Raw genomic sequence first — 23,438 nt, 5'->3', positions numbered from 1 at the left:
AGTCAAAATGAAAATGTTTCAAATTGCGGAATGTCTTTCTCAGACAACTTGTATTCCGACTCTGACAGCAACTGAGTTGCGCTCGTCTCCTTCGAGACGGATTGTGCGGAGCTTGGAGACATCACTTTGTGTGAAGTCAGGTCGGCATACCGTCCCGCCGTCAACGCGTCAACTCGGCCTCGCCGACTCGTTGCATCGAGCCAGTGGTCGTGCAAACGCTGCCGGGCGCGTGCAAGTGAGTCCATACGATCGACGGACTGAAGGTCTTCTTTAGCGAACTTTCTAATCAAGCGATGTTGATTGAAACTAAGGCCACTAGCATATTGCGGCCAACGACACTGCGCTTCATGCCATGTCACACCATCTGGATCTAAAAAATGCAATGTGGAAATATCATCAGGATCCCATTTGCACAAGAGCTTCAATTTACTTCCATGCCTCTTGAAAACGTCTTTAAACGCATAGCTACCGTAGGGCAATCCAGTGAATTCAATTCCGCCCTGATTCACAGTCAGCATCCTGGACATACCTGCTGCTAGCCGTAGCTGATCTAACGTCCCAGGATAGCGTGCTGGTGGCACACGTTCAATTCCTTCTTGAAACAAAGTAAAAGGAGTCGCCATCTTTCGCCAATTTGGCTGATGCGGATATACATCGACAACAAACATCAGCAGACCGTTAATCAAATCTGTGAAGGTGATCGCAGCATCTTTGTAGGGGTCTATCCTTAGTATGCTGCCTACAGACTTTGTCACGCGACCCTTGGTCAAAGTCAATGTATTTAGCGTGCTAAAAAACCGCTCTACGTGAGGTTTCAGCCAAGGCGTACGAACACGGCAAAACATCAAGTCTACGCCGAGACTCATTGCCATCGTTTTGAAGCCAAATGAATGAAATTCAAGACCGTTATCTATTACCCATTCGTCACCCAACCCGCAAGATAGCCATTCATTCTCCAACTTCAACGATTTAATCATGTCTGCTTTAGGTTGCAATGCATTGCGAACCACTCCGCAAACTGATGTTAGCCCCGGCCCATAAAAGGAGATGTAAAATCCAAGAATATAGCCAGAGAAAGCATCAATCATCACTGTTAGCGTGGGCCTCCCTAGGGGGAGGCCTGTTCTGTCACAGATCACAACCCAATTGAGTGGCGTATGGTCGATTTCCACTTTCTGATAGGGATAGGTAGCCACTCCCTCAGGGAACGCGCTGCGACACTGCATTCGCGCTTGCGTGGGGCCCTGTCGCGAGGCGATCCTGTGATAAAAATCTACGTCTTTGATACGGCGTGCCACTGTTTGGTAACTCACCGCCGCTTCGTCTGACTGCAGAATTCCCTGCTGATAAGCACGCTTGAGTGCGATTTCCAGCTGCCTGTGAGCATGCTTGATTGATTGCTGTTTCGTCGTGAAGTACTCGCGCTTGAGCACTTGCCAAACGATCTTTTCAGCCTCGTTCCTCAGTCGCTTGACCCTCTTTCCCACCCTGTGCTTATCAACAATAGCCAGCGGGTTGTTGCCGCTCCTTTCATAGTTTCGCACCCACATCATTACTGCAGATGCAGAGGGTGCTTTCTCCCCTCTAAATTCGGCAAATTTTTTTATGGCCAGCGCCACCTTTGCACGTTGTCCCTTCGAAATGCGTAAACGCCTCAATTGCTTGATGTACGCAAGACGCTGCTCTAACCCTTTGCGTTCGTGCTCTGTCAGTGAAGCCAAGTCAACGAGCGCTGGCCACAGATCGGGCCCGCGGGGTACCGGTTCTGAGCTATGTTTAATGAGCTGATATTTGCCATCGTGAAACCCGCTCACCAGTTGAGCCGCTGTGGCCGTAAAGGATCTACGAGTGATGACATCCTCAATCAGGTACTCGCTTTTGTCGAGTTCACGGACCAGCTCAAGCGTTCGTTGACCCTGCCTAAATGTCAAGCCAGCGACCAAACTGAAGTGCATGGCACGCTCCTTCCTCACCAACATTCGGCAAGTACACCAAGTCCTTAGATTCATAGCGCAGATCAGCGCCAAGCATCAGTTGCCTATGGGCTACCAGATACAAAATCACTTCAAGGGGCACGCCAGCCTCTCGGAGCGACATGATGCTCACGGTACCGCCAGCCTCTGCAACCATGGTTTTAGCCAACTGCTGGTCAGCAAGTCGGCAGACACCTTTCGCGTAGCGCCTGATGATCAATGCTCTCTCCATCAAGCCGCCATGCCGAAGCCTCGTGTCTCGAACAACGAAGAACAGCATTCCACGCTCCGCGAGCTGGCGTCGTGCGTGAGCGAACAACTCCTGGTAGGAGTCCACGAATTTTTCGGGCTTGACCTCGACGACAGCACAGGACCCATCTGCAAACTTCACCGCAAAGTCTGGGGTGTAGCTTGATGCTTTCAGGCTGAGCTTGAAAGGCTGCGCTTTGATAGCCCTGGTCAAGGTGAACAAAGCCGCACAATGCACAAAGTCGCGCTCGACAGACGAATCCGCCTCGATGGCTTCGTCTTGCAGGTGAGGAAGGTTTAGCAAGCGCACGGTGTGCGCGGGCGAGCGATGCACCACCTTGCGGGTAGCAGGTTGCATGTTTTCTCCAGACAACAGAATATCCTCCAACCTCATGCTTGAGGTCGGATTTTCTTGACAACCGGAGAGTGCTGGGTAGACTTAAGTTTGCGGCTGATATTTTTATCAGCACTCTGGCCGGTCAATTTCTTCGGGGATTGATCGGTTTTTTTTATGTCATGGGACGCTCCTGTAGCAGTTTTTGTTGGCGCCGATGAAGGTGAACATCGTTCACAAAGGCAGGGATGACCTCGACCTTGGGATGCTCAAGCATGCCCAAGGCGATGGCGATTTCGTAACTTTTCCCGCGCGACGCCTTACTTTTGCCTGCCAGAACGGCGTACACCAGTGCCACAGAGAATCCGCGTGCGAGCGCCCACTCTCTGACGGAGACACCGTGCAAAAGGAACTGTTCTCTGATCACTGACGATGCTTGTTTCACTTTTTCTCCAACTTCCTTCAATTCTATGCAAATTTTTCAAAACTTATAGAAGATCATGAAGTCGAAGATATCAAACATAAGAGATGGGGTAGCTACAAGACTGCGTGAAGCACGAGAACTTTTAGGCCTCAAACAAGCGGAGCTCGCAACCCTGACGGCCATCAGCCGCTCAACGCAGATTGCCTACGAAAAAGGCACTACAGAGCCCACAACTGGATACTTACAAGCAGCGCAGCGGGCTGGACTCGACATCGACGCAGTTCTGTTTGGACCGAGGGAAGAGATTGATCATGCGGCTCCTCCCCCAGCGCGCGGACAACCTGACTGGGTACTCATCCAAGAGTGCTGCGACACAGTGGACTTCTTCTGTCTACGCTTTGCGCCGACCTGTCCGGCCAGCTATCGCTGGAAGCTGATCAGGCAGCTGTATGAGGCGCTTTCTGCTGCACTCTTGCAGGAGCCAGAAGCACCACAACCACCGTCTTTAGAGGTACTTAGCAAGCTGTGGGCCGACTATGGAAAGTGATGTGCACCTGAGCGTAGAGGCGCAGAAGTTGTGGAACGCGACCCTGAAGTCTTTGAAACAGATGCGTGATCCGCGCAAGTCCATGCAGGACGTGATGAGCTTTCACGCGGCCTCCGTGGCGTTCTATGTGCCTAGCGCCAAGCTCTCTTCCAAGCAGTGGATCCGTCGTCCTCTTGCATGCTGGCGACTTAAAAAGCTGCAACATGACCTGAAGGTCGCTCCAACACCACTGCTACTTGCCAAGGCCGATGACCTGCTGAGCAGCATCGAATTTAATTCGCGACGCCTAGTCCCGTCGCAACGGCACCGGATTCGGCAGGCCTGCGTTCGCAAATCCATGGCGCCGCGCACCATGCACCTTGCGTTCACTGCAGCAGGAATTTTCCAGACAGCAAACAAAGTTCACATGTACAGCCTCCCAAATTGGCTGCATGTCTGCGCAGGCGCGCTTCGCAATGTCGTAGGTGCTCTGATACCGATACTGCTACTGGGGACAGCGTGGTCCATCGTTGCCAACGGACAGCTCGTACGAGAGACTTTTGTCCTGGGATTTTTGACCATCTACACAGGTTGGATGACATGGGCGCTGAACGTGATCGGCCCTCAATGGCAACACGCCCAGAACATCCGTATGCAACTGGGCCTGCAGCAGATCTGCAACACCTGAGAGATGCTGCGTACGGCGTGCGAGGACATAGATCATCCATGAAAGCCACTTTGCTCGCATAAATTGGGCTGATCCCAACCAACCTCATCGTATGAAGAAAGCAGCCCGAGGGCTGCTAAGCATCAGACACGGGTCCCCCATCAACTGGCCTGCATACATCTCCACCGACACTGCCTGCCAAGCCGCCAAGCTCCAGCGATAGAGAACATCTCAGATCACTGTGCGGCACCTGCTGGGGAAGGGCCATGCTTGCCTTTTCGGTGGCTTGCGTGTAGATTGTTAAGTAAATTCTACAAACAATTTACTTAACATTTTTATGACCACACCTTCATTGATCCAGCTCACTCTTGACACCTTGCGTTGCACCCAACGAGACCTGGCAGCCAAGCTGGGCGTTTCACCAGCACAGGTTAGCAAATGGAAGAAGGGTGAGTACATGTCAATCGAGATGAGCCAACGTTTGCGTGCTCTAACAGGGATCGGCGATATCGATCCTGACTTCATCTTGCTCGCTGGCACGATGGAAGACGCAAAAAAATGGCAACTACTGATTCGCCACTTGGCTGACACCGCTGTCCATTCAGCCGAAACTGGCTACGAAACGGTCCCCCTCACAGAGGATATTCAAGAAGACTCGTGCCCTATTTTTTTTGACACTCTTAAGGCTCTACAGGATATGGGCATAGAGATTCCTAGCCAGTACCCTGAAGAACTGGACATTAATTTCCAGAATGATGAGCAAGAAGAATTAATTTACAAGAACAATATTGTATTTATAATTAACGAGATATTCAACTCACTTAACAATGTCTATGGATTCTATTCCGCATTCGTTTCAGGAATCATCTACGACGAAGATCTAGATCTGATAGATACCCCAGTATGGGAACTGGAAAACGACATGCTAAGGCTAGCAGCCTCAAAAATAGAAATAGACAAAGACCTGACTCCAGAATTCATCAGATTCAAATGGACTATCGAGACGGAAGTTGCAAAAAAACTAAGTCTTCTTAAGGAGTATGCGTTTAAATCATGTATTCCACTGAAAGCAGAGTTACTTGATCTAGCATATGCTTCACACGATGAGCTTGGTCGAGAGGCAGATGCTCATAGTCTAGGCTTCACAAGAAATAAGATTCATCCAGATATTTACCTAAATGAGCTACTGACGGGCATGCGTGTAATACACCAAGTCCTACCAGTAATAATGAAAAAACTCGACATCTATGAAGACTTTAAAATAGACACATCAGAGTTGAGTGCAGAGCGATAAGTAATGCACAACATATCAGCCAAAGCATACTATGGATTCTCTCGGAATTTTTTGGCTGATTTTTTACACAGGTGATCGTGGGATTGCAGCGCTCGCCAAACTCCGGCCATTTCGGGAATCCGAGTCTTGTGACTACGAGCAATCAAAGCTGACTCGTTGAAGAGCGAATAACTCTCTAGAATGGGTCTACAGAATCCCTTTCTTTACCCACCAATCACTTACAACTTGTTGATTTAATTGATGTAATTTTTCATAAACAAGGATTCACCAAAGAGCACTAGGGATCACTATCAATGGCAAAACCATAATAATTCTCATGCGTCTGGAAGGTCTTGATGAATTCTTGAAGTTGCACGCAGCCATACGCGACTCTGAATAATCCCGCAGCATGTCTCATGAATTTTCGCTTAATCTGGCACCTTACCAAAATCCACGCTTCTCCAAATTTTCGAACAGATCTGATAAAACGTTGAAAGAATCTGATTCAGTTAAAAGCTGCTGAACCTCAACTGGAGTTTTTTCGCGCCTGCCAGAGAACCCATTTGCACGTCGCAGAACCTGCTCGACCAGCCTGGTACGTGGCACAAGCACGTAATGCACCTCACAATCCATTCCTTCAGCAAGTCGCGCCAAGGTATTGAGTGTAATTGTTCCGTTGGCTTCAGCTTGCTCTAACTTACGCACACCTTGAGCGGATATAGCAAGGCGGCGCCCCAAAGCACCCGAGCTCATACCCAAGGCAAGCCTTATGGTCTTTGCCCATCCACATCTTGGCGTCGCACTTCGCTGCATTTTTGCAAACTCGCCAAACTGGCGATCTAGTTCAGCAAGGCGAATAAGATCTATTCTATTTTTCAACAAATTCAAAACCCCTCTGCATTGGGCAACAGATTGGTTGCCTGCATCATTCGGTCAGGCAACTCACGGCTTCCTGTTACTTGATGCGCGAGCGCGCAAGACGCAACCGCTCGCCGTACTGCGCTATCTTCGCATGCATCACTTGTGCACGAGACCAAATAGTCTCATACGAACGGATGAACGATCATGCTTACAGTTGAGAAAAGTCTTCTTGGGAAATTTGATGAACACGAGCTTGCCAAGTGCATCAGCGCCCATGGCTGGCAAGCAGCCCTGCCTGATGCCTTGAAGGACCACCAGTTGCTCCTGCTTTCAGACCAGCTCCGAGACCTGCTGGCGGGCAAGGGATGGAACTCAAAGCATGGCGATGGTAGTGCCGCCCTGTCTTTGGGCCTTCTGCTCTTGTCCAAGGCAGGTGCTTCCCTGCCGGAGGATCTTTCCAGAGAAGCGGATATGGCCAGTTTGCACGAGGTCTTGACGCTGCTGAGCATCTCCGTAGACCATGAAATAGTCAGCAGACTACTTCGTCGAGAAGATGGGACATCGGGGGCAGGATTCATGCAAAGCCTGCGCGAGCTTGTTCAGCTGAACTCACTCACAGAGCCATTCTCTATGTGATCCTGCACCATGCGTTGAAGATCAAGCTGTACTGTATCTGTGATCAGCTTGATCGACGCCTCGTCCAAGTTAACGCAGTATGCAGCTGCGATGAGCGTCAATGGATGAATTTGCAAGCTTTCGGCCAATGCCTCAATAACGCGAACGCTCGGTATCTGATGGCCTTGCTCAACTCTGCTCATGTGACGCCTGCTGGTTGCCATCAGCATGTCCTCTTGCGTCAAACCGCGCAGGGCACGCAGCTGTCGAAGCGCGTGGCCAAAGTCGGCTCGAGTGGGAACATGTTTGCGAGGCTGCATCGCCTCGATTTCCGCCCAGTGAGACCAAAAAGACCACGACCAACTAGTCTCATCTAAGGTTTTGCTATGTCCCTGCCATCAATCGCAGCCCCCATAGTTTTCCTTGACTTCGATGGGGTGCTGCACCCTGAGTTCTGTCACGAGTCAAAGCACTTCTGCTGCCTGCCGTTGATGGAAGATCTCCTGCGTCAAGCGTCGACATGTTTGGTGGTGATTTCAAGTACCTGGCGCTTGCAAGCGCCAGTTGAGAAGCTTCGAAAGCACTTCTCACCAGACATCGCGGACAGAATTTTGGGCGTCACCCCCCACTATCCCGAGCTGCGTGATGTTCCAAACACTTTGCTGGGCTACCACCGTCAAGCTGAATGCCGGGCTTGGCTGTGGGCTAACAATTCAGCCCACCTGCCTTGGCTGGCAGTGGACGACCGTCCTTGGCTGTTCATGCCATTTTGCGGCTCCCTGTTCGTGACCAACGGCCTCGAAGGCGTTACTGAAGGCGTCGCACCACAGCTTGCTGCTCGCCTTCATCGGCTCACCAGCTGATGACATCCACACTGAAATGTGGCCGCATAGCGCCTGCACTCAGACACCGTGATCTGCTGAAAATTTAATCACAACCTGCGGATAGTTCAACACTCAGTGAGAAGCGGCGGGAAGAGTTCAAAATTCAGAGGGTTTCCAGCCGAGGAGTTCAAAACTGAGAGGCAAAAAGCGTTGTCGAGATAAGGACCTGCGTTCGCCCCGCTGAGCGTGTGAACCTTTCGATATCCCTCAGGGATCTGCCATAGAAGGTGCAAAAAATGCAGCCGCACCGAGGTGATCCAGTGTCGATGTTCACCGAGGGTTGTCTCTGCACATGAGGCAGATCAGGGACTTACATGTACCTGGACCGCCCAGTCTGGACCCGCTGTGACTCTCATAGCGAGTTGAACTTTTCGCAACTCCTGACCTGTCGGAGCCTGGGAGGGCGTCTTACCGACTGATTCGATGCTCCCACAGAGATCCGCTGCTGCGCAGGGCGCAGGGCGCAGGGCGCAGGGCGCAGGGCGCAGGGCGCAGGGCGCAGGGCGCAGGGCGCAGGGCGCAGGGCGCAGGGCGAAGGGCGAAGGGCGAAGGGCGAAGGGCGAAGGGCGAAGGGCGAAGGGCGAAGGGCGAAGGGCGAAGGGCGAAGGGCGAAGGGCGAAGGGCGAAGGGCGAAGGGCGAAGGGCGAAGGGCGAAGGGCGAAGGGCGAAGGGCGAAGGGCGAAGGGCGAAGGGCGAAGGGCGAAGGGCGAAGGGCGAAGGGCGAAGGGCGAAGGGCGAAGGGCGAAGGGCGAAGGGCGAAGGGCGAAGGGCGAAGGGCGAAGGGCGAAGGGCGAAGGGCGAAGGGCGAAGGGCGAAGGGCGAAGGGCGAAGGGCGAAGGGCGAAGGGCGAAGGGCGAAGGGCGAAGGGCGCAGGGCGCAGGGCGAAGGGCGAAGGGCGCAGGGCGCAGGGCGCAGGGCTCGCGAATGTAAGCCATGGGATAGGCACCTCAAAACTTGGCATTTCTCGGCCCTGATCACTCGCCAGGCAAGTTCAGAGTGCAAAAATATTCATTTAAATCAATGACTTACGAAGCGAATCGACAAGAAATTAGTTCAAAACTGAGTGAGAAAAGTTCAAAACTCGGTGGGAATCGACAGTAATGCTCTCCCAGCAATATGCGCCCACCGCTGGCAAGCAGGGTTTCCAAAAATCGCTCAGACTAGGCACAAACGACTTTTGGCACTCCAAAAATGAGTGCAACCGTCTGAAAAACCCACGGAACTTTGGCTTTAGCACTCGGTCATAACGAGTGCTAATATGAAGGAATGGAAGAAAGGAACTCTGCAATGACAAACGCCTCCGGCTCCATTGCGACCACCTTGGCACCCGCTAACCCCTGGGCCCTGGTGCCGCCTCTGGGCAATCTGGATGCCTACATTTCCGCGGTCAACCGCCTGCCCATGCTCACCCTTGAGGAAGAGCAGGACTACGCCCGCAAGCTCAAAGAACACAGCGATCTGGACGCCGCAGGGCGTCTGGTGATGTCCCACCTGCGTCTGGTGGTGTCCATCTCGCGCCAGTATCTGGGCTACGGCCTGCCGCACGGCGACCTGATCCAGGAAGGCAACGTGGGCCTGATGAAGGCCGTCAAGCGCTTCGACCCCGATCAGAACGTGCGTCTGGTGAGCTACGCCATGCACTGGATCAAGGCCGAGATCCACGAGTACATCCTCAAGAACTGGCGCATGGTCAAGGTCGCCACGACCAAGGCCCAGCGCAAGCTGTTCTTCAACCTGCGCTCCATGAAGCAGGGCCTGAAGTCCGACGCCGCCATGGCCGAGGACGGCGCCATGCTGCGTGACACGCTGACCTCGGGCGAGATCGACGCCGTAGCAGAGAAGCTCAACGTCAAGCGCGAAGAAGTCATGGAGATGGAAACGCGCCTGGCCGGTGGCGACGTGCTGCTGGACCCCTCGCCCAGCGACGATGGCGAGCAGGCCTTCGGCCCCATCGCCTACCTGGCCGATGGCGCCCACGAACCCACGGCCATGATCGAGTCGCGCCAGCGCGACCACTTGGCCACCGACGGCATTGCCATGGCGCTGGATTCGCTGGACGACCGCAGCCGCCGCATCGTCGAGGAGCGCTGGCTCAAGGTCAACGACGACGGCTCGGGCGGCATGACGCTACATGAGCTGGCCGCCGTCTACGGTGTCAGCGCCGAGCGCATCCGCCAGATCGAGGTGGCTGCCATGAAGAAGATGAAGAAGGCCCTGGCCGAGTTCGCCTGATGGCCTGACGGCCTGGGCTGACAGGCCGCTTCACGACAAACCCGGATAATCTCCGGGTTTTTTATTGCCCGCAGCCTTTGCGGCCCCCACGTACCCCATGCCCGCCAGCGCCATCTCGCCACTACGCCGCCTCTTCGCCAATGCCTTGGCCACCGCCCTGGCCTCGGCCCTGCTGCCTTGCGCTGCCATGGCGGGCGACAACTGGCCCAGCAAGCCGCTGCACCTGATCGTCGGCTTTCCCGCAGGATCTTCCCCGGACCTCACGGCTCGCGCACTGGCCGAGCCGCTGGAAAAGCGTTTGGGCCAGCCCGTCATCGTCGAGAACAAGGTGGGCGCAGGCGGCAACATTGCAGGCGAGCAGGTGGCCCGTGCGCGCGACGGCCATACCTTCAGCGTAATGATCAACGGCAACCTGACGATTGCCCGCCTGCTCAACCCCGCTGTGCGCTACGACCCCGTCAAGGACCTGCAGCCCGTCAGCCTGATCGGCGTGGCGCCCCTGGTGCTGGTGGCTCCGGCCGGCGCGCCCGAGGGCCGGGCCTTTCTGGAAGCGGCTGCCCAGGCCGGCAGCCGCTGGAGCTACGGCTCCCCTGGCGTGGGCACGGTGGGCCACCTGGGCATGGAGCTGCTCAAGAGCCGCTCCGCGCTCAGGCCCGAACACATTCCCTACCCCGGCTATCCGCAGGTGTTCAACGCCATCCAGGGCGGCGACCTGCAGCTGTCCATGCTTCCGCCCGCACTGGCCATGGCCCAGGTGCAGGCCGGCAAGCTGCGCGGCGTGGCCGTGACCTCGGCCGCGCGCAGCCCGCTGGCGCCGGGACTGCCCAGCCTCAAGGAGCTGGGCGTGGGGGATTTCGATCTGGAGATCTGGAACGCCGTGGCCGCGCCCAAGGCCATGCCAGCCGCCCATGTGCAAAAGCTCGCCGAAGCGGTCAGCGAGATCGCGCGCTCGCCCGAGATGCGTGCACGCCTGGCCGCCCAGGGCTGGCAGGCTGTGGGCAGCTCGCCCGAGGGCCTGTCCCTGCGCATACGCCAGGACGTGACGGCACTGGGCCGCATCATCCGCGAACAGGGAATCCACGCACAATGACGTGCTCGATCACACTGCCATGACCGCTGCCCAAGCCTTCACCGAACTCAACGCCTGGCAGGTCATGGCCTGGGGCCTGCTCTTCTTCGGCGTGCTGTACACGGCCGGCGGCTGGGGCATGACGGCGCTCACGCGCTGGCTGCAGCGGCGCGGCGTGGGCCGCGTGCTGGACACGCGCCCGCTCAAGCCCGACCAGTTGCGCCGCGAATGGCGCCAGTCGCTGCATTCGGTGCTGATCTTCGGCATCGGCATGATCGTGCCCTGGGGCCTTCTGCAATTGGGTTGGGCGCGGCTGGAGCCCGATGCAGGCCCCTGGCGCATTGCCATCGAAATCGTGGTGCTGCTGATCTGGAACGATGTGCATTTCTGGATCAACCACCGCCTGCTGCATACGCGGCTGCTGGGGCGCTTTCATGGTGACCACCACCGCTCCATCGTCACCACGCCGTGGTCCACCTACAGCTTTCACCCAATCGAGGCGCTGATGCTGGGCAACGTCATCCTGCTGCCCATGGTGGTGCACGACTTCAGTTTCTGGTCGCTGGCCTCGGTGCCGGTGCTCAGCCTGCTGCTGAACGTCATAGGCCACTCCAACTACGACTTCTTTCCCGGGGTGTCCGACACGCATGCGCTGGCCGCCAGCCGACGCCACCATCTGCACCATGCCCGGCCCAATGGCAACTACGGCTTTGCGCTGGCCTTCATGGACCGGCTGATGCGCACGCGCGTGGCACTGCCCGCCACGGCCCGGCCCAGGACGGAATGAGCCGACCGCCTGCTCACCACGTCCAGCCACGGCTGCCCCGGCTGCGCCACTGGCGCGACCTGCAGTCGCTGGCCTATCTGGTGGCGCTGCCGCTGATCGTGTGGTGGCAGTGGCAGCATGGCTGGAACCTGTGGCTCTACGGGATCGAGCTGTTCCTCACGCTGGGCGTGGGCGTCATCCACCACAACCACACGCATTTGCGCATGTGGCGCGGGCGCTGGGCCAACCGCATCACCGACTACTGGCTGACCCTGCTGCAGGGCCACCCGACCTTTGTGTTCTGGCCCGCCCATGTGGCCAACCACCACCGCTTCCGCCACGGCCCGCGCGACATGGCACGCACCTACCGCTTCGGCGGCGACCACAACCATCTGCTGGGCTACCTGCTCCACCCGCTGCAGGCCGGCTGGGTGCTGTACCCGCTGTTCCTGCGCTGGCTGGGCCAGCTGCGGCGGCATTGGCCCGGCGCCTTTCGCTACTGCATGGGCCAGTACCTGCTGTGGCTGGGCAGCTGGGCGCTGCTGCTGTCGCTGGATTGGCAAAAGGCCTTGCTGCTGGTGATCGTTCCCCAGCTGCATGGCCTGCACTGGCTGCTGGCCACCAACTACCTGCAGCACGCCCATGCCGATGGCCGGCCGCTGACGCGCGGCCAGCGGCTGGACAGCGCCACACCACTGAACTACGCGCGCAACTTCGAGGGCTGGGTCAATCCGCTGCTGTTCAACATCGGCCTGCACACGGCCCACCACGAGCGGCCCCAGGCCCACTGGTCCGAGCTCACGCGCCTGCACAGCGAACACTACCGCCAGCGCGTGGCCCCTGCGCTCAACGAAGGCGGACTGCTACCCTACATGGCCCGCGTCTTCGTGCTCGGCACGGTCTGGCCGCCGGCGCGCACGCGTGCGCAAATGCCTCCCGGAACATACGACTGATACGACCCTGAACCCATGCCCGTCGCCTATTCCAACGTCTATCTGCATGCCGCAGGCATGTTCCTGCCCGGTGAACCCGTGGACAACGCAGGCATGGATGCCTACGTGGCGCCGCTCAACCGCCTGTCCGAGCGCCTCAAGCGCCGCATCCTGGCCGAGAACGGCATTGTCCAGCGCCACTACGCCATAGACGCCGAAGGCCGCACCGTCCACAGCAACACGGCCATGGCCGCCCAGGCCATCCATGACTGCCTGGCACAGGCCGGGCGTGCGCTGGGCGATGTCGGCTTCCTGGCCAGCGGCTCGTCGGGCGGCGATGCGCTCATGCCCGGCTTTGCCAACATGATCCAGGGAGAGATGGCCGCGCCGCCCATGGAGACCCTGTCCGTGCACGGCGTCTGCGCCGCCAGCGTGGGCGCGCTGCAGGCTGCGGCCCAGGCCGTGGACCGCGCGCCCGACTCGCTGGCCCTGGCCGTGGCCAGCGAAATGCCCTCGCGCCTGTTCAAGCGCTCGCGCTTCGCGGCCCAGGGATACAACACGGATTTCGACGCCCACTTCCTGCGCTGGATGCTGTCCGATGGCGCAGGCGCCGTGCTGCTGGGCGGCCCGCAGGCCCTGCCCCAGGCGCCGGGCCTGCGCCTGAAGCTGCGCTGGACGCACCTGCGCAGCTTTGCCGGCGACTACCCGGTCTGCATGCAGCTGGGCCTGACGCCCGACCGCGCCACCAGCCACCTGGACTTTGCCGCCTGGGGCGATGCCGAGGCCGCAGGCGCGCTGTCGCTGCGCCAGGACATCCGCCTGCTGCCGCACCTGTTCGATGTCTGCATCCACGAATACGCCCACCTGGCCCACACGGGCTGGGTGCCCGAGCGCGGCATCGACCATTTCCTGTGCCACTACTCGTCCGAACGCTTCATCCCCGTGGTCGATGAGCTGCTGGGCAAGGCCCAGCTCGGCATCCCGCGCGAGCGCTGGTGGAGCAACCTGGCCTGGCGTGGCAACACGGGCGCGGCCTCCATCTTCGTGATGCTGTCCGAGTTCCTGCGCACGCAATCGGCACGCCTGAAGCACGGCGATACCGTGCTGTGCTTCATTCCCGAATCGGGCCGCTTCACGGCCGGCTACATGCTGCTGGAAGTGGAGGATGCGGCCCAGGCTCCCACCACCACCCCGGCCAAGGCCGCAGCGCGCAGTGCCACCACCGAAGCTCCCGCTGCCCCGGACCTGCTGCCCGATGTCTCCACCATCGCCCCGCCCCACGACCCGAACCAGGCCCCGGCCACGCTGGCGCCGCTGCTGACCGAACTGGCCAGCCTCTGGCAGGACTACCGCTCGCGCGTGTGGCGCACGCCGCTGCTGCAGCGCATACGCACAGGCAGGCTGCAGACCGCCGACTACGTGCGCTGGATGAGCCACTGGGTTCCCCAGGTGCGCGAGGGCAGCCTGTGGATGCGCGAGGGCGCGGCCTCGCTGACCGGCGAGCACGCGGCGCTGGCCGCGCTGATCGACGTTCATGCGGGCGAGGAGCAGAACGACTTCCGCATCCTGCACGAGGACTACCTCAAGGCCGGCGGCACCGAGACCGACCTCACCCGCCTGCGCCGCAACCCCGGCGGCGAGGCGCTCAACGCCTATCTGCACGGCCTGGCCGCCACGTCCAATCCGGTCGGCCTGCTGGGCGCCATCTACATCATCGAAGGCACGGGCCAGCGCATCGTGCCCAGCCTGCTGCCACTGCTGCGCGCCAGCCTGCCGCTGCCGCCCGATGCCTTCCGCTTCCTGGAATACCACGGAGCCAACGACGAACACCACCTGGAGCGCTGGCTCATGGCCGTGCAGATGGTGATGGCGCTGGACGACACAGACGGCAGCGGGGGCACGGCGGCGCAGGCCATCGTGCGCACCGCGCGCCACACGGCGGCGCTATACCTGATGCAGTTCGAGCATGTCCTGCCCGAGGAGCACTGATGCAACCACCAGACTTCATCGAACCGCCCCACGACGAGCGCGACCCCAGCCCCTGGCGCGCGCTGTACCTGGACCAGAGCACGCCGCTGCCCGACGACGTCAAGGCCGCCTGGCTGCGTGACTGCAGCAGCGGCTCGCGCCAGTACCTGCTGCCCTTCCTGCGGCCGCTGGCACGCACCAGCATCGTGCTCATCCAGATCCTCAAGGTGCTGCTGCCGCGCAACTGGGCGCACTCCAGGCTGCTGCACCGGCTGCTGGCCTTCAGCATGAACCGCTTCGTCTCGCCCGAGGCCAACTGGCTCATCCTGCGCCATTTCCACCTGGGCTCGCAGATCCTGGCCTTTGTCGCGGCCAATGCGCCCACGCCCGTGTCCACCACACCGCTGGAGCCGGACAGCATCGACGACATCAAGGACGACCTGTTCCTCAGGCACGACCTGAACCTGTTCAACTTCGTCATCCGCCTGAACAACGCCCTGCGCGCCGCAGGCCAGGAACTGCAGCCCGTGGCCGAGCCCGACTTCGCCATGCTGCGCAACCCGCCCCTGCGCCTTGAGGACATGCCGCGCGGGCGCCTGAACCTGCTGGACCTGCAAAGCGCCATCGAGGTCTACACGCCCGTCTACCAGCTGCTGCTGACCGACAACGACTTCTGGCGCGCCAGCAACTCGCTGCAGCTGGACGAGACCGTGGCCATCTATGCGGCCAAGATCCTCGCCTCGCCCGAGCACCTGGTCATGCTCAACAACAAGCACCCGCTGGTGCCCCTGTCCACCCTGCGCGCCGGCCACCGCCTGGTGCTGCACGGCCTGTCCACGGAAATGCTCCACTGCCTGCTGATGAAGGTCGCCAGCGGCGACATCCCGCTGCCCGCACGCGAGCTGGCACGCATGCGCGAGGCGGCCCGCGCCCACGGCAGTGGCAGCAGTGGCAGCAGCGGCAGCGCCAACAACGCCGACAGCACCGCCGCCGTCTGACCCAGGTCAAGAAACAGCGGCAGATGGCCGCCATCACGCGCGAAACGCGTTACATCGCGTTGCATTCAACGGCATAGCCCGCTAGCCTGCACGGCTTCTCCCGGGGCGCGCCGCCCGGGTCCACTGCCGGTGCCCTGGGTGGCTGTCTGCCCGCCCAGGCTGCGGCGCATCCTAGCCTGCGTGCCCCATGCCATCGTCGTCCTCCACGCCTTCAGCGGTTCGCTGCAGCGAATGCATGCGTTCGTCCCATTGCCTGCTGGGCCAGTTGCCCGAGCCCGCATTCCAGCAATGGCTGCCGCACATCCGCGAACGCGGCCTGGCCAAGGGCCAGAAGCTCCAGGCGCAGGGCTGCGTCGCCCATGAATTCCAGGTGATCAAGATCGGCTTCGTCCTGGCCATCCGCCGTGGCGGCGACGGCGTGCAGCGGCCCGTGGCGCTGTTCGGCAACGGCCACGCGCTGGGCAGCCCGGGCTGGCTGCAGCAGCCCTCGGCCATGCACTTCGAGGCACTGGGCCCGGGGCGCATCTGCTGCGTGGACATCGCCACCATCACGCGCCGCGGCCTGGTCGATGCCGCCTTCGTGCGCGCGCTGGCCACCAGCTACACCTGCAACAACGCCCTGCTGGCGGAATGGGCCTACATCGTCCGCATCCCCGGCGTGCTGCGCCAGCTGGCCGCCACCCTGATGCAACTGGCGGCTCTGCAGTCAAGCCTGCTCGTGCGCCTGCCCAGCCAGGGCGCCCTGGCCGCCCTGCTGGCCACCACGCGCGAAACCATCGCGCGCAGCCTTGTGCGCCTGGTGCAGCTCGGCGCGCTGGAGCGGCCGGATCGATGGCATTGCGTGCTGCAGCCTGCGGTGTTGTTGAGGATCAGTGGGGGTGGGGTGAAGGATTTGGAGTACCAGGGGATGGGAGGCTGAACACCCATACCAGGCTTCTTTTGTAGCCAACTGGCTACAATCCAACCATGTACAGCGTCATCGAAACCGAGGCGTTTGCTGATTGGGTAGACAGCATTCGTGACATACCAACTCGTATCCGCCTGCGTCGTCGCCTGGGCAAAGCCATGCGCGGAAACCTGGGAGACGTGAAATCCGTTGGCGAGGGCCTATGGGAGATGCGCGAGTTTTTTGGGCCAGGTTGGCGCATGTACTACATCCAACGCGATCATGTTCTGATCGTGATGCTTGGCGGCGGAGACAAGTCCAGCCAGGCACAGGACATTGCTGCGGCCAGGGCGATGGCCAGGGAGATCAAGCTATGAGCAACATCAAGATGCGGCCATTCGACATGGCCAACTACCTCGGCACCGAAGAGGAAATCGTGGAGTACCTGCGCCAGGCGCTGGAAGACAACGATCCGGCCGAACTGGCTGCGGCGCTGGGCGACATCGCACGCGCGCGCGGCATGACTCAGCTCGCTCGCGACACCGGACTTTCTCGGGAAAGCCTCTACAAAAGCCTGTCTGGCGAACGGGCGCCCAGTTCCGAGACGCTGTTCAAGGTGATTCAGGCCATGGGCTTCAGGCTCACCATCGCTCCTGCCGCATCGCAGTAGCCAGCAGCCTGACACTCGGACCACCCGCTTACTGCACCAACACCGCCTCTGCAGGCCTTTGCAACAGAGGCGGAATCTGCTCTGCCGGCATGGCGCGGGCGAAGAGCCAGCCCTGGTAGGCGTCGCAGTCCAGGATGCGCAGCAGGCGCAGTTGCTCGGCCGTTTCCACGCCTTCGGCGACCACCTGCAGGCCCAGGGTTCGGGCCAGCGCGATCACGGCCTTGACGATCTTGGCATCGGCCGGGCTGTCGAGCATGGGGCCGATGAAGGTGCGGTCTATCTTCACGCGCGAGACGGGCAGATCGCGCAGGTGGGCCAGCGAGGAGTAGCCGGTGCCGAAATCGTCCAGCACCACGCAGACGCCGGCCGCCAGCAGGCTGCCCAGCAGCTCGCGCGCCTGCAGCGGGTCGGTCATGGCAGCGGACTCGGTGACCTCCAGCTCCAGCAGGTGCGGCGGCACGCCATGCCGGGCCAGGCTGGCCATGAGGCGCTGCTGCAGGTCGGCCTGCCGCAGTTGCTGGGCCGAGAGGTTGACCGCCACGCGCAGCGGCATGCCTGCGCGCAGCCAGTCGCCGGCCTGGCGGCAGGCAGCATCGATCACCCACTCCCCCAGGGCCAGGATCAGGCCCGTGGATTCGGCCACGGGCACGAAGCGTTCGGGCGAGACCCAGCCCATCTGCTCGTCGTTCCAGCGCAGCAGCGCTTCCACGCCCTGGACCTGGCCGCCCAGCACCTGCACCTGGGGCTGGAAGTGCAGGCTCAGCAGGCCCCGGTCCAGGGCACGCTTGAGGCGTTCGTGCAGCAGCACTTTCTCGGCCATGGCCTCGCCCATGGCGCTGGCATAGCGCGCATAGGAGGAGCGGCTGCGCTGCTTGGCGTCGTACATGGCCATGTCGGCATAGCGCATGAGGGTGGCCGCATCGCCCGCGTCCTGGGGATAGAAGGCTGCGCCCACGCTGGCACCGAAGTTCAGCGCGTAGTGGCCTATGGTGCAGGGCCGGCACAGCTCGTGCAGCAGCGCGTCGATGCGCTGGCGCAGATCGGGCTCGTTGCAGGGCTGCAGCAGGGCGGTGAACTCGTCACCGCCCATGCGCGCCAGCGTGGCCGAGCCGCCCAGCGCGGCCTGCAGGCGGCGCGCCACCTCCTTGAGGACCTGGTCGCCCACGTCGTGGCCATAACCGTCGTTGATGGCCTTGAAGTTGTCGAGGTCGAGCAGCAGCAGCGCAAAGGACGCGGGGCCGGCGCCCGATTCAGACTGCGCCTGCGCCTGCGAGATCGCCTGTTCCACCTGCAGCCCGAACTGCCAGCGGTTGAGCAGGCCCGTCAGCGTGTCGTGGGTGGCGTGGTAGTGCATGCAGGCTTCCATCTGGCGCAGCTGCGACAGGTCGCGCACGAAGGCCACGGCCACGCCGCTGCCGTGCGGCGAGTGGCCCAGGGCGATGTCCACCGACAGGCGCTTGCCGTCCTTGCGCAGCAGCCACAGGTCCCGCCCCTGGCCCATGGGCCGGCGCGCGGGCTGGGCGAAGTAGGACTGCAGTTGCGGCCCGTGGGCCGCCTGCGCCTCGGCCGGCAGCAGCATCTGCAGCGAGTGGCCCAGCAATTCGGCGGCGCCATAGCCGCTCATGGCCTGCATGGCGGGATTGGCCAGCAGGATCCGGCCGCTGCGGTCCACAAGCAAGATACCGTCGGGCGCGGCCTCCATGGCCACGCGCTTGAGGTCTTCGTCCAGCGCCTCGCCCGGTGCGGCGGGATCGCCGGCAACCATGCTCCAGCCCGCCGCCATCATGCGGACGCCCCGCTGCCGTGAAAGACCGATGCCGCAGCCTCCAGCGCCTGCGCCTGTCCGGCCAGCAGCTGTGCGTGCCCGATGGTGTCGCGCGCCAGGGCGGCATTGTGCTGGGTCATCTGTTCGAGCTGCTGCACGGCGGCCTGCACCTGCTGCACGCCGCCGGCCTGGGCCTGGCTGGCGGCCTGCATGCCTTCGGCCAGCACCAGTTGCTCGCGCATATCGGCCTGCACGGCCAGCATGGCCTCGCCCACTTCACGCGCCATGGCGCAGCTTTGCGCCACCTGCTGCTGCGATGCCTCGATCAACGCCTTGATCTGGCGCGCGGCGCGGGCGCTGCGCTGGGACAGGCCGCGCACCTCGTCGGCCACCACGGCAAAGCCCTTGCCGTGTTCCCCCGCGCGTGCCGCCTCCACGGCGGCGTTGAGCGCCAGCAGGTTGGTCTGGAAGGCGATGCCGTCGATGAGCGAGCTGATCTGCCCCACCTGGTCGCTGGTCTGGGCCACGCCGCGCATGCCCTGGTCCAGTTGCACGACCATGCGGCTGCTCTGCCCTGCCATGTCCACGCCGTGCCGCGCGCGGGCGGCGGCCTCGCCGGCTTGGGCGCTGCTGCGCTCGATGGCGCTGGCCAGGGCCTGCATGGCCTGGGCCGACTGCTCCAGGCTCGCGGCCGCGGCTTCGGTGCGATCGCTCAGTTCGGTGCTGCCCTGCTGCACGGCCAGCGCGCAGCGGCGCACCTGGTCGCTCTTGCCCTGGATGTCGCCGACCAGGGAGACCAGGTTGAGCCCGGTCTGCCGCACGGCGCTGCCGATGGCACCGATCTCGTCCGTGCGCTGCAGGAACCGTGCATCGGTCTGCTGCCCGCTGGCCACGGCCTGTGCCTGGCCACGCAGCGCCGCCAGGGGCATGAGCAGCCGGCTGCGCAGCCACTGCCCGGCCGCCACGCAGGCCAGGCTCCAGATCAGCCAGGCCGGCCAGACCTGGGCCAGCGGCACGGCCGATGCCTGCAGCACGGAAGACCACAGCCCGGCCGACCCCAGCAGCCACAGGCCGGCCACCACGGCCTGCACGCGCCAGGCCAGTGGCCGAAAGCGCCACCACCGCTGCAGCGCGCCCACGGCGCCGCGCCCCACGGGAAAGCCCCGGTGCAGGCCAAGCGAGCGCACACCGGCATTGATCTGCTCATAGAGCGCCGCATGCTGCTGCACCTCGCACGGCTCGGGCCGGGTGCGCACGGACAGGTAGCCGACCACGGCGCCCGCATGGCGTATGGGACTGGCGTTGGCGCGCACCCAGTAGTGGTCGCCGTTCTTGCGCCGGTTCTTGACCAGGGCGCTCCAGGGCAGCCCGCGCTGGATGGTGGACCACATGTCGGCAAAGGCGGCGGCCGGCATGTCGGGATGGCGCACGATGCTGTGGGCCTTGCCGTAGAGCTCGGCGGCCTCGAAGCCGCTGACGCGGATGAAGGCATCGTTGGCATAGACGATGCGCCCCTTCAGGTCGGTGACGGAAAGAAGCGTCTCTCCTTCGCTCAGAGGGTACTCACGCTGGGTGACGTACACGTTTCGCCGCATGGATCAGGTCTCTCGGAGATGGGCGGGGCGTCGGCATGACACCCCCAGGCGGGGCCCACTCTAAGCAGTCCTGAGGCGATGCACATCAGGGATGGTGTGCTGCAGCGCACCTAAACGCAGTCAATGTGACGGGGGTCACATTGGCTGCGGCACGCGCAGGATCAGGAGCGTTTTTCCTGCAGCAGGGCCTTGACGTCGGCGCCCAGCACCTGCGGGCCGCCGCCGTATCGCTCATACACGCGCAGGCGGCCGGCCGTGTCATAGACATAGCTGCCGGCCGAATGGTCCAGCGTGTAGGCGCCTTCGGTCTTGCCGGGCACTTTCTTGTAGAAGAGCTTGAAGTCCTTGGCCACGGCCGCCGTCTCGTCCGGCGTGCCGTGCAGACCGACGAAGCCGGGGTCGAAGTTGCCCAGGTAGGCCTTGAGCACCTCGGGCGTGTCGCGCTCGGGGTCCAGGGTGACGAAGACGCCCTGCAGCCTGTCGCCGTCGGCGCCCAGCTGCTGCTTGACCTCGACCAGCTCCTGCAGGGTGGTGGGGCAGACATCGGGGCATTGCGTGTAGCCGAAGAAGACCACGACGACCTTGCCCGCAAAGTCCTTGATGCTGCGCTGCTTGCCGTCCACATCGCGCAGGGGAATGTCCTTGGCGTATTCGGCGCCCGTGACATCGACACCCTGGAAACTGGTCTTTGCCTCGCGCGAGCATCCGCTCAGCGCCAGGGCGCCCCATGCCATGGCGGTCAAGCCCAGAACGCGCAGCGCTGTCCGTTTGTTCATGCTTCCTCAACAAGGTAGTTGCCGCAGGCTGCGTGGCCGCAAAGGCTGCGCGCCGGCCCGGGCTGGAAAGGGAAAAGGCGAAAGCGTCCGCTGAAGGCGCTTTCGCACAGCCGCAAACCATAACCCATAACCGCAAGACCCCGGCGCTGCGGGGCCTGCCTGCCGGCCTGCCGGGCCTACTGAGGCCTATCGGGACCTACTGGCCAGCCTTACTCGCCGTCGCCCGGACGCCCTGCCGTGTCCCAGGAAGCCGATGCACGCAGCAGCCGGTCCAGGTCGCGCTTGGCCTTGCCGGCATCGGCCATGCCCAGGCCTGCGGGCATGCGCATCATCCAGTGGCCCTGCGGGTCCACCACGTACAGGTGGTCCTGCAGCGCATGGCCGGGCGCCGGCTGCAGCCAGCCGCGCAGCACGGCCTCGGGCACGCGCAGCACCGTGGCCTGGGCCAGCGCGGGGCGCAGGTGCGCGGGCACGGGTGCGTCGTCGGAGATGAGCCAGACCCGGTCCAGCCGGTCCTTTTCGCGGCCCAGTGTCTCGCGCAGCTGGCGCTGCAGATAGAGATGGCTTTCGCAGGCGCTGCCGCAGGCACCGCCCGCCACGCTGAGCAGCAGCCACTGGCCCTTGAGCGACTGCAGCGGCAGCGGCGCGCCGTCCAGCGTGGTGGCCGTGGCCGAAGGCAGGGCCGGCTGGGCGGCGATCAGCTCGCCAAAGCTGCGCTGCTGGCCAGGCCGCAGCACGTAGTAGGTGAAATAGGAGGCCACCACGGGCGCGGCGCAGACCGCGAACACGGCCAGCATCTTCCAGCGGCCGCTGCGCGTGCGCTGCGCGCCGGCAAGGGCCGGCTGCAAGGGTGGCAGGCCATGGACAGTCATCTCCAGGGGAGTCTCAGGAGCGGGCATGGCGCGGGCGGACAAAGCGTCGGACGATTTGGAACCAGACATACAAAAGCGTGATCAGGGCCGCAAGTCCAAACCATTGGAACGCATAGCCATGGTGTTTCTCGACACCGGCCGTCACAACGGGCCAGTCGCGCCGCAGGCCTTCGCTGGCTTCGCCGGTCTGCAGCAGGCTCCATTCGCGCAGCGGCAGCCCGGAGGCCACGGCCCATTCGGCAATGTCCACATTCTGTCGGATGCGCGACTTTTGCCCATCAGGGTCTGCCCCTGCACGGCCGAATTCGTAGAGCCGGGACGGCGCGGCCTCCATGCGCCCCTCAACGGTCACCAGGCCTTCGGGCGTCTGCACTTCGGGCAGGGCCGTGCGGTCCAGGAAGTTGCGCGGCACCCAGCCGCGCTGCACGGCAATCACCACATCCTCATGCGGCGCGGCCAGCCGCAGCGGCGTGAGCACAAAGAAGCCCGGCTGGCCCTGCATCTGGCGGTTGTCCAGGTACAGCGATTGCCCGGCAATCCAGTGGCCCTGCAGTCGCACGGGCCGGTGCAGCCAGGGCGCCGCCTCGGTGTTCAGGGCAGCACCGGGCTGCATGGGCGCCAGCTGCGCGTTGTCCAACGGCGGCAGGCCCTGCTGGCGCTGCACGGCATCGAACAATTGCTGCTTGTAGGCCGCGCGCTGCAGTTGCCAGCGGCCCAGGGACAGTGTGATGGCCACGCCGATCAGCGCGGCCAAGGTGATCAGTACAAACCGCCAGCGGTCTGGCATTCTGGAAACACGCACCGGATAATCCACCCATGAAATTCGTGATCGTTCTCGCCCTGCTGGCCATTGTCGCCAGTCTGGGCAGCGCCTTGTTCTTCATGATGCGCCGCAATCCCGAAGACCAGGAGGGTGCGGGCGACGACAGGCGCCGCAGCCGCGCCATGTTCCGCGCACTGGCGCTGCGCGTGGGCCTGTCCATCACGCTGTTCCTGTGCGTGCTGCTGGCGGCCAAGCTGGGCTACATCCATCCCACGGGCTGGACCGCCGGGCAATAGGCAAGCCCCCTGCCCCCGCAAACAAAAAGAAGCGCCCTGGCGCT

The 23,438-nt window shown here is 62.0% G+C and carries 25 protein-coding genes; 15 read left to right on the top strand and 10 right to left on the bottom strand.

The window, feature by feature from the left end; all coding sequences use genetic code 11:
• Window positions 1-2: 2 nt before the first annotated feature.
• From DACI_RS31020 to DACI_RS08545, 3 genes are all read right to left on the bottom strand, one after another.
• On the bottom strand, window positions 3-1,955 hold the full coding sequence (locus DACI_RS31020) for an integrase catalytic domain-containing protein (RefSeq protein WP_012203630.1): 1,953 nt from the start codon (window positions 1,953-1,955) through the stop codon (window positions 3-5).
• The gene (locus DACI_RS08550) at window positions 1,921-2,580 is read right to left on the bottom strand and encodes a TnsA endonuclease N-terminal domain-containing protein (protein ID WP_016453756.1); all 660 of its coding nucleotides are present in this window, start codon (window positions 2,578-2,580) and stop codon (window positions 1,921-1,923) included. The genes DACI_RS31020 and DACI_RS08550 overlap by 35 nt, the downstream gene beginning before the upstream one ends.
• Before the next feature lie 151 nt (window positions 2,581-2,731).
• Window positions 2,732-3,001 carry a DNA-binding protein gene (locus DACI_RS08545; RefSeq protein ID WP_126313170.1) on the bottom strand — a complete coding sequence of 90 codons (270 nt, stop codon included), beginning with the start codon at window positions 2,999-3,001 and terminating at the stop codon, window positions 2,732-2,734.
• Window positions 3,002-3,056: 55 nt separating this feature from the next.
• Here DACI_RS08545 and DACI_RS31015 point away from each other — a divergent pair, with 55 nt between their 5' ends.
• The 3 genes from DACI_RS31015 to DACI_RS08530 all read left to right on the top strand — a co-directional run bounded on the left by DACI_RS31015 (window position 3,057) and on the right by DACI_RS08530 (window position 5,467).
• On the top strand, window positions 3,057-3,527 hold the full coding sequence (locus tag DACI_RS31015; protein ID WP_012203628.1) for a helix-turn-helix domain-containing protein: 471 nt from the start codon (window positions 3,057-3,059) through the stop codon (window positions 3,525-3,527).
• 1 nt (window position 3,528) lies between these two features.
• A complete protein-coding gene (locus DACI_RS08535) occupies window positions 3,529-4,194 on the top strand; it encodes a hypothetical protein (RefSeq protein ID WP_225971061.1) in 666 nt (221 codons plus the stop codon).
• Between the two features lie 316 nt (window positions 4,195-4,510).
• Window positions 4,511-5,467 (top strand): helix-turn-helix domain-containing protein, encoded by a 957-nt coding sequence (locus DACI_RS08530; protein WP_012203626.1) that lies wholly within the window; start codon window positions 4,511-4,513, stop codon window positions 5,465-5,467.
• 420 nt (window positions 5,468-5,887) lie between these two features.
• Here DACI_RS08530 and DACI_RS31010 read toward each other — a convergent pair whose 3' ends face one another.
• A complete protein-coding gene (locus tag DACI_RS31010) occupies window positions 5,888-6,334 on the bottom strand; it encodes a helix-turn-helix domain-containing protein (RefSeq protein ID WP_225971060.1) in 447 nt (148 codons plus the stop codon).
• 177 nt (window positions 6,335-6,511) lie between these two features.
• On the opposite strand from DACI_RS31010, the gene DACI_RS08525 reads away from it, so the two are divergent.
• The gene (locus tag DACI_RS08525; protein ID WP_012203624.1) at window positions 6,512-6,943 is read left to right on the top strand and encodes a hypothetical protein; all 432 of its coding nucleotides are present in this window, start codon (window positions 6,512-6,514) and stop codon (window positions 6,941-6,943) included.
• Here DACI_RS08525 and DACI_RS31005 read toward each other — a convergent pair.
• Window positions 6,907-7,242 carry a helix-turn-helix domain-containing protein gene (locus DACI_RS31005; RefSeq protein WP_197968063.1) on the bottom strand — a complete coding sequence of 112 codons (336 nt, stop codon included), beginning with the start codon at window positions 7,240-7,242 and terminating at the stop codon, window positions 6,907-6,909. The two genes, DACI_RS08525 and DACI_RS31005, sit on opposite strands and share 37 nt — an antisense overlap.
• 66 nt (window positions 7,243-7,308) lie before the next feature.
• Here DACI_RS31005 and DACI_RS31000 point away from each other — a divergent pair, with 66 nt between their 5' ends.
• The 10 genes from DACI_RS31000 to DACI_RS08480 all read left to right on the top strand — a co-directional run bounded on the left by DACI_RS31000 (window position 7,309) and on the right by DACI_RS08480 (window position 17,327).
• Complete coding sequence (locus tag DACI_RS31000; protein WP_012203623.1) at window positions 7,309-7,785, top strand: HAD domain-containing protein; 477 nt, start codon at window positions 7,309-7,311, stop codon at window positions 7,783-7,785.
• 1,308 nt (window positions 7,786-9,093) lie between these two features.
• The gene (gene rpoH / locus DACI_RS08520; protein WP_012203622.1) at window positions 9,094-10,038 is read left to right on the top strand and encodes an RNA polymerase sigma factor RpoH; all 945 of its coding nucleotides are present in this window, start codon (window positions 9,094-9,096) and stop codon (window positions 10,036-10,038) included.
• A gap of 97 nt (window positions 10,039-10,135) precedes the next feature.
• On the top strand, window positions 10,136-11,128 hold the full coding sequence (locus DACI_RS08515) for a Bug family tripartite tricarboxylate transporter substrate binding protein (RefSeq protein WP_043780969.1): 993 nt from the start codon (window positions 10,136-10,138) through the stop codon (window positions 11,126-11,128).
• 19 nt (window positions 11,129-11,147) lie between these two features.
• Window positions 11,148-11,894, top strand: a complete 747-nt coding sequence (locus DACI_RS08510) for a sterol desaturase family protein (RefSeq protein ID WP_012203620.1) — start codon at window positions 11,148-11,150, stop codon at window positions 11,892-11,894.
• Window positions 11,891-12,826, top strand: a complete 936-nt coding sequence (locus tag DACI_RS08505; protein WP_012203619.1) for a fatty acid desaturase — start codon at window positions 11,891-11,893, stop codon at window positions 12,824-12,826. Before DACI_RS08510 ends, DACI_RS08505 begins: the two co-directional genes overlap by 4 nt.
• Before the next feature lie 15 nt (window positions 12,827-12,841).
• Entirely contained in the window at window positions 12,842-14,794 is a 1,953-nt protein-coding gene (locus DACI_RS08500) for a StlD/DarB family beta-ketosynthase (RefSeq protein ID WP_012203618.1), read from the top strand.
• Window positions 14,794-15,771 carry a DUF6999 family protein gene (locus tag DACI_RS08495; protein ID WP_012203617.1) on the top strand — a complete coding sequence of 326 codons (978 nt, stop codon included), beginning with the start codon at window positions 14,794-14,796 and terminating at the stop codon, window positions 15,769-15,771. The genes DACI_RS08500 and DACI_RS08495 overlap by 1 nt, the downstream gene beginning before the upstream one ends.
• Before the next feature lie 235 nt (window positions 15,772-16,006).
• Window positions 16,007-16,690, top strand: a complete 684-nt coding sequence (locus DACI_RS08490; RefSeq protein ID WP_043780967.1) for a Crp/Fnr family transcriptional regulator — start codon at window positions 16,007-16,009, stop codon at window positions 16,688-16,690.
• A gap of 47 nt (window positions 16,691-16,737) precedes the next feature.
• Complete coding sequence (locus DACI_RS08485) at window positions 16,738-17,034, top strand: type II toxin-antitoxin system RelE/ParE family toxin (protein WP_012203615.1); 297 nt, start codon at window positions 16,738-16,740, stop codon at window positions 17,032-17,034.
• Window positions 17,031-17,327, top strand: coding sequence for an addiction module antidote protein (locus tag DACI_RS08480; RefSeq protein ID WP_012203614.1), 297 nt, complete (start codon window positions 17,031-17,033; stop codon window positions 17,325-17,327). The genes DACI_RS08485 and DACI_RS08480 overlap by 4 nt, the downstream gene beginning before the upstream one ends.
• Window positions 17,328-17,355: 28 nt before the next feature.
• On the opposite strand, the gene DACI_RS08475 is transcribed toward DACI_RS08480, so the two are convergent.
• From DACI_RS08475 to DACI_RS08455, 5 genes are all read right to left on the bottom strand, one after another.
• Window positions 17,356-19,113: a putative bifunctional diguanylate cyclase/phosphodiesterase gene (locus DACI_RS08475; RefSeq protein ID WP_012203613.1), complete on the bottom strand. Its 1,758-nt coding sequence runs from the start codon at window positions 19,111-19,113 to the stop codon at window positions 17,356-17,358.
• Window positions 19,110-20,687: a methyl-accepting chemotaxis protein gene (locus tag DACI_RS08470; RefSeq protein ID WP_012203612.1), complete on the bottom strand. Its 1,578-nt coding sequence runs from the start codon at window positions 20,685-20,687 to the stop codon at window positions 19,110-19,112. Before DACI_RS08470 ends, DACI_RS08475 begins: the two co-directional genes overlap by 4 nt.
• Before the next feature lie 161 nt (window positions 20,688-20,848).
• Window positions 20,849-21,463, bottom strand: coding sequence for an SCO family protein (locus DACI_RS08465; RefSeq protein ID WP_012203611.1), 615 nt, complete (start codon window positions 21,461-21,463; stop codon window positions 20,849-20,851).
• Window positions 21,464-21,672: 209 nt separating this feature from the next.
• Window positions 21,673-22,362, bottom strand: a complete 690-nt coding sequence (locus tag DACI_RS08460) for an SCO family protein (RefSeq protein WP_043783264.1) — start codon at window positions 22,360-22,362, stop codon at window positions 21,673-21,675.
• Entirely contained in the window at window positions 22,349-23,122 is a 774-nt protein-coding gene (locus DACI_RS08455; RefSeq protein ID WP_012203609.1) for an SURF1 family protein, read from the bottom strand. Before DACI_RS08455 ends, DACI_RS08460 begins: the two co-directional genes overlap by 14 nt.
• 29 nt (window positions 23,123-23,151) lie before the next feature.
• Between DACI_RS08455 and DACI_RS08450 the strand changes: the two genes are divergently transcribed.
• Window positions 23,152-23,394 carry a twin transmembrane helix small protein gene (locus DACI_RS08450; RefSeq protein WP_012203608.1) on the top strand — a complete coding sequence of 81 codons (243 nt, stop codon included), beginning with the start codon at window positions 23,152-23,154 and terminating at the stop codon, window positions 23,392-23,394.
• The last annotated feature ends 44 nt before the right edge of the window (window positions 23,395-23,438 follow it).

It is taken from the genome of Delftia acidovorans SPH-1 (assembly GCF_000018665.1).
Taxonomy (GTDB): domain Bacteria; phylum Pseudomonadota; class Gammaproteobacteria; order Burkholderiales; family Burkholderiaceae_C; genus Comamonas; species Comamonas acidovorans.
Note: the sequence above shows the minus strand (reverse complement) of the source record. Positions and strands in the feature narration are given on the sequence as shown.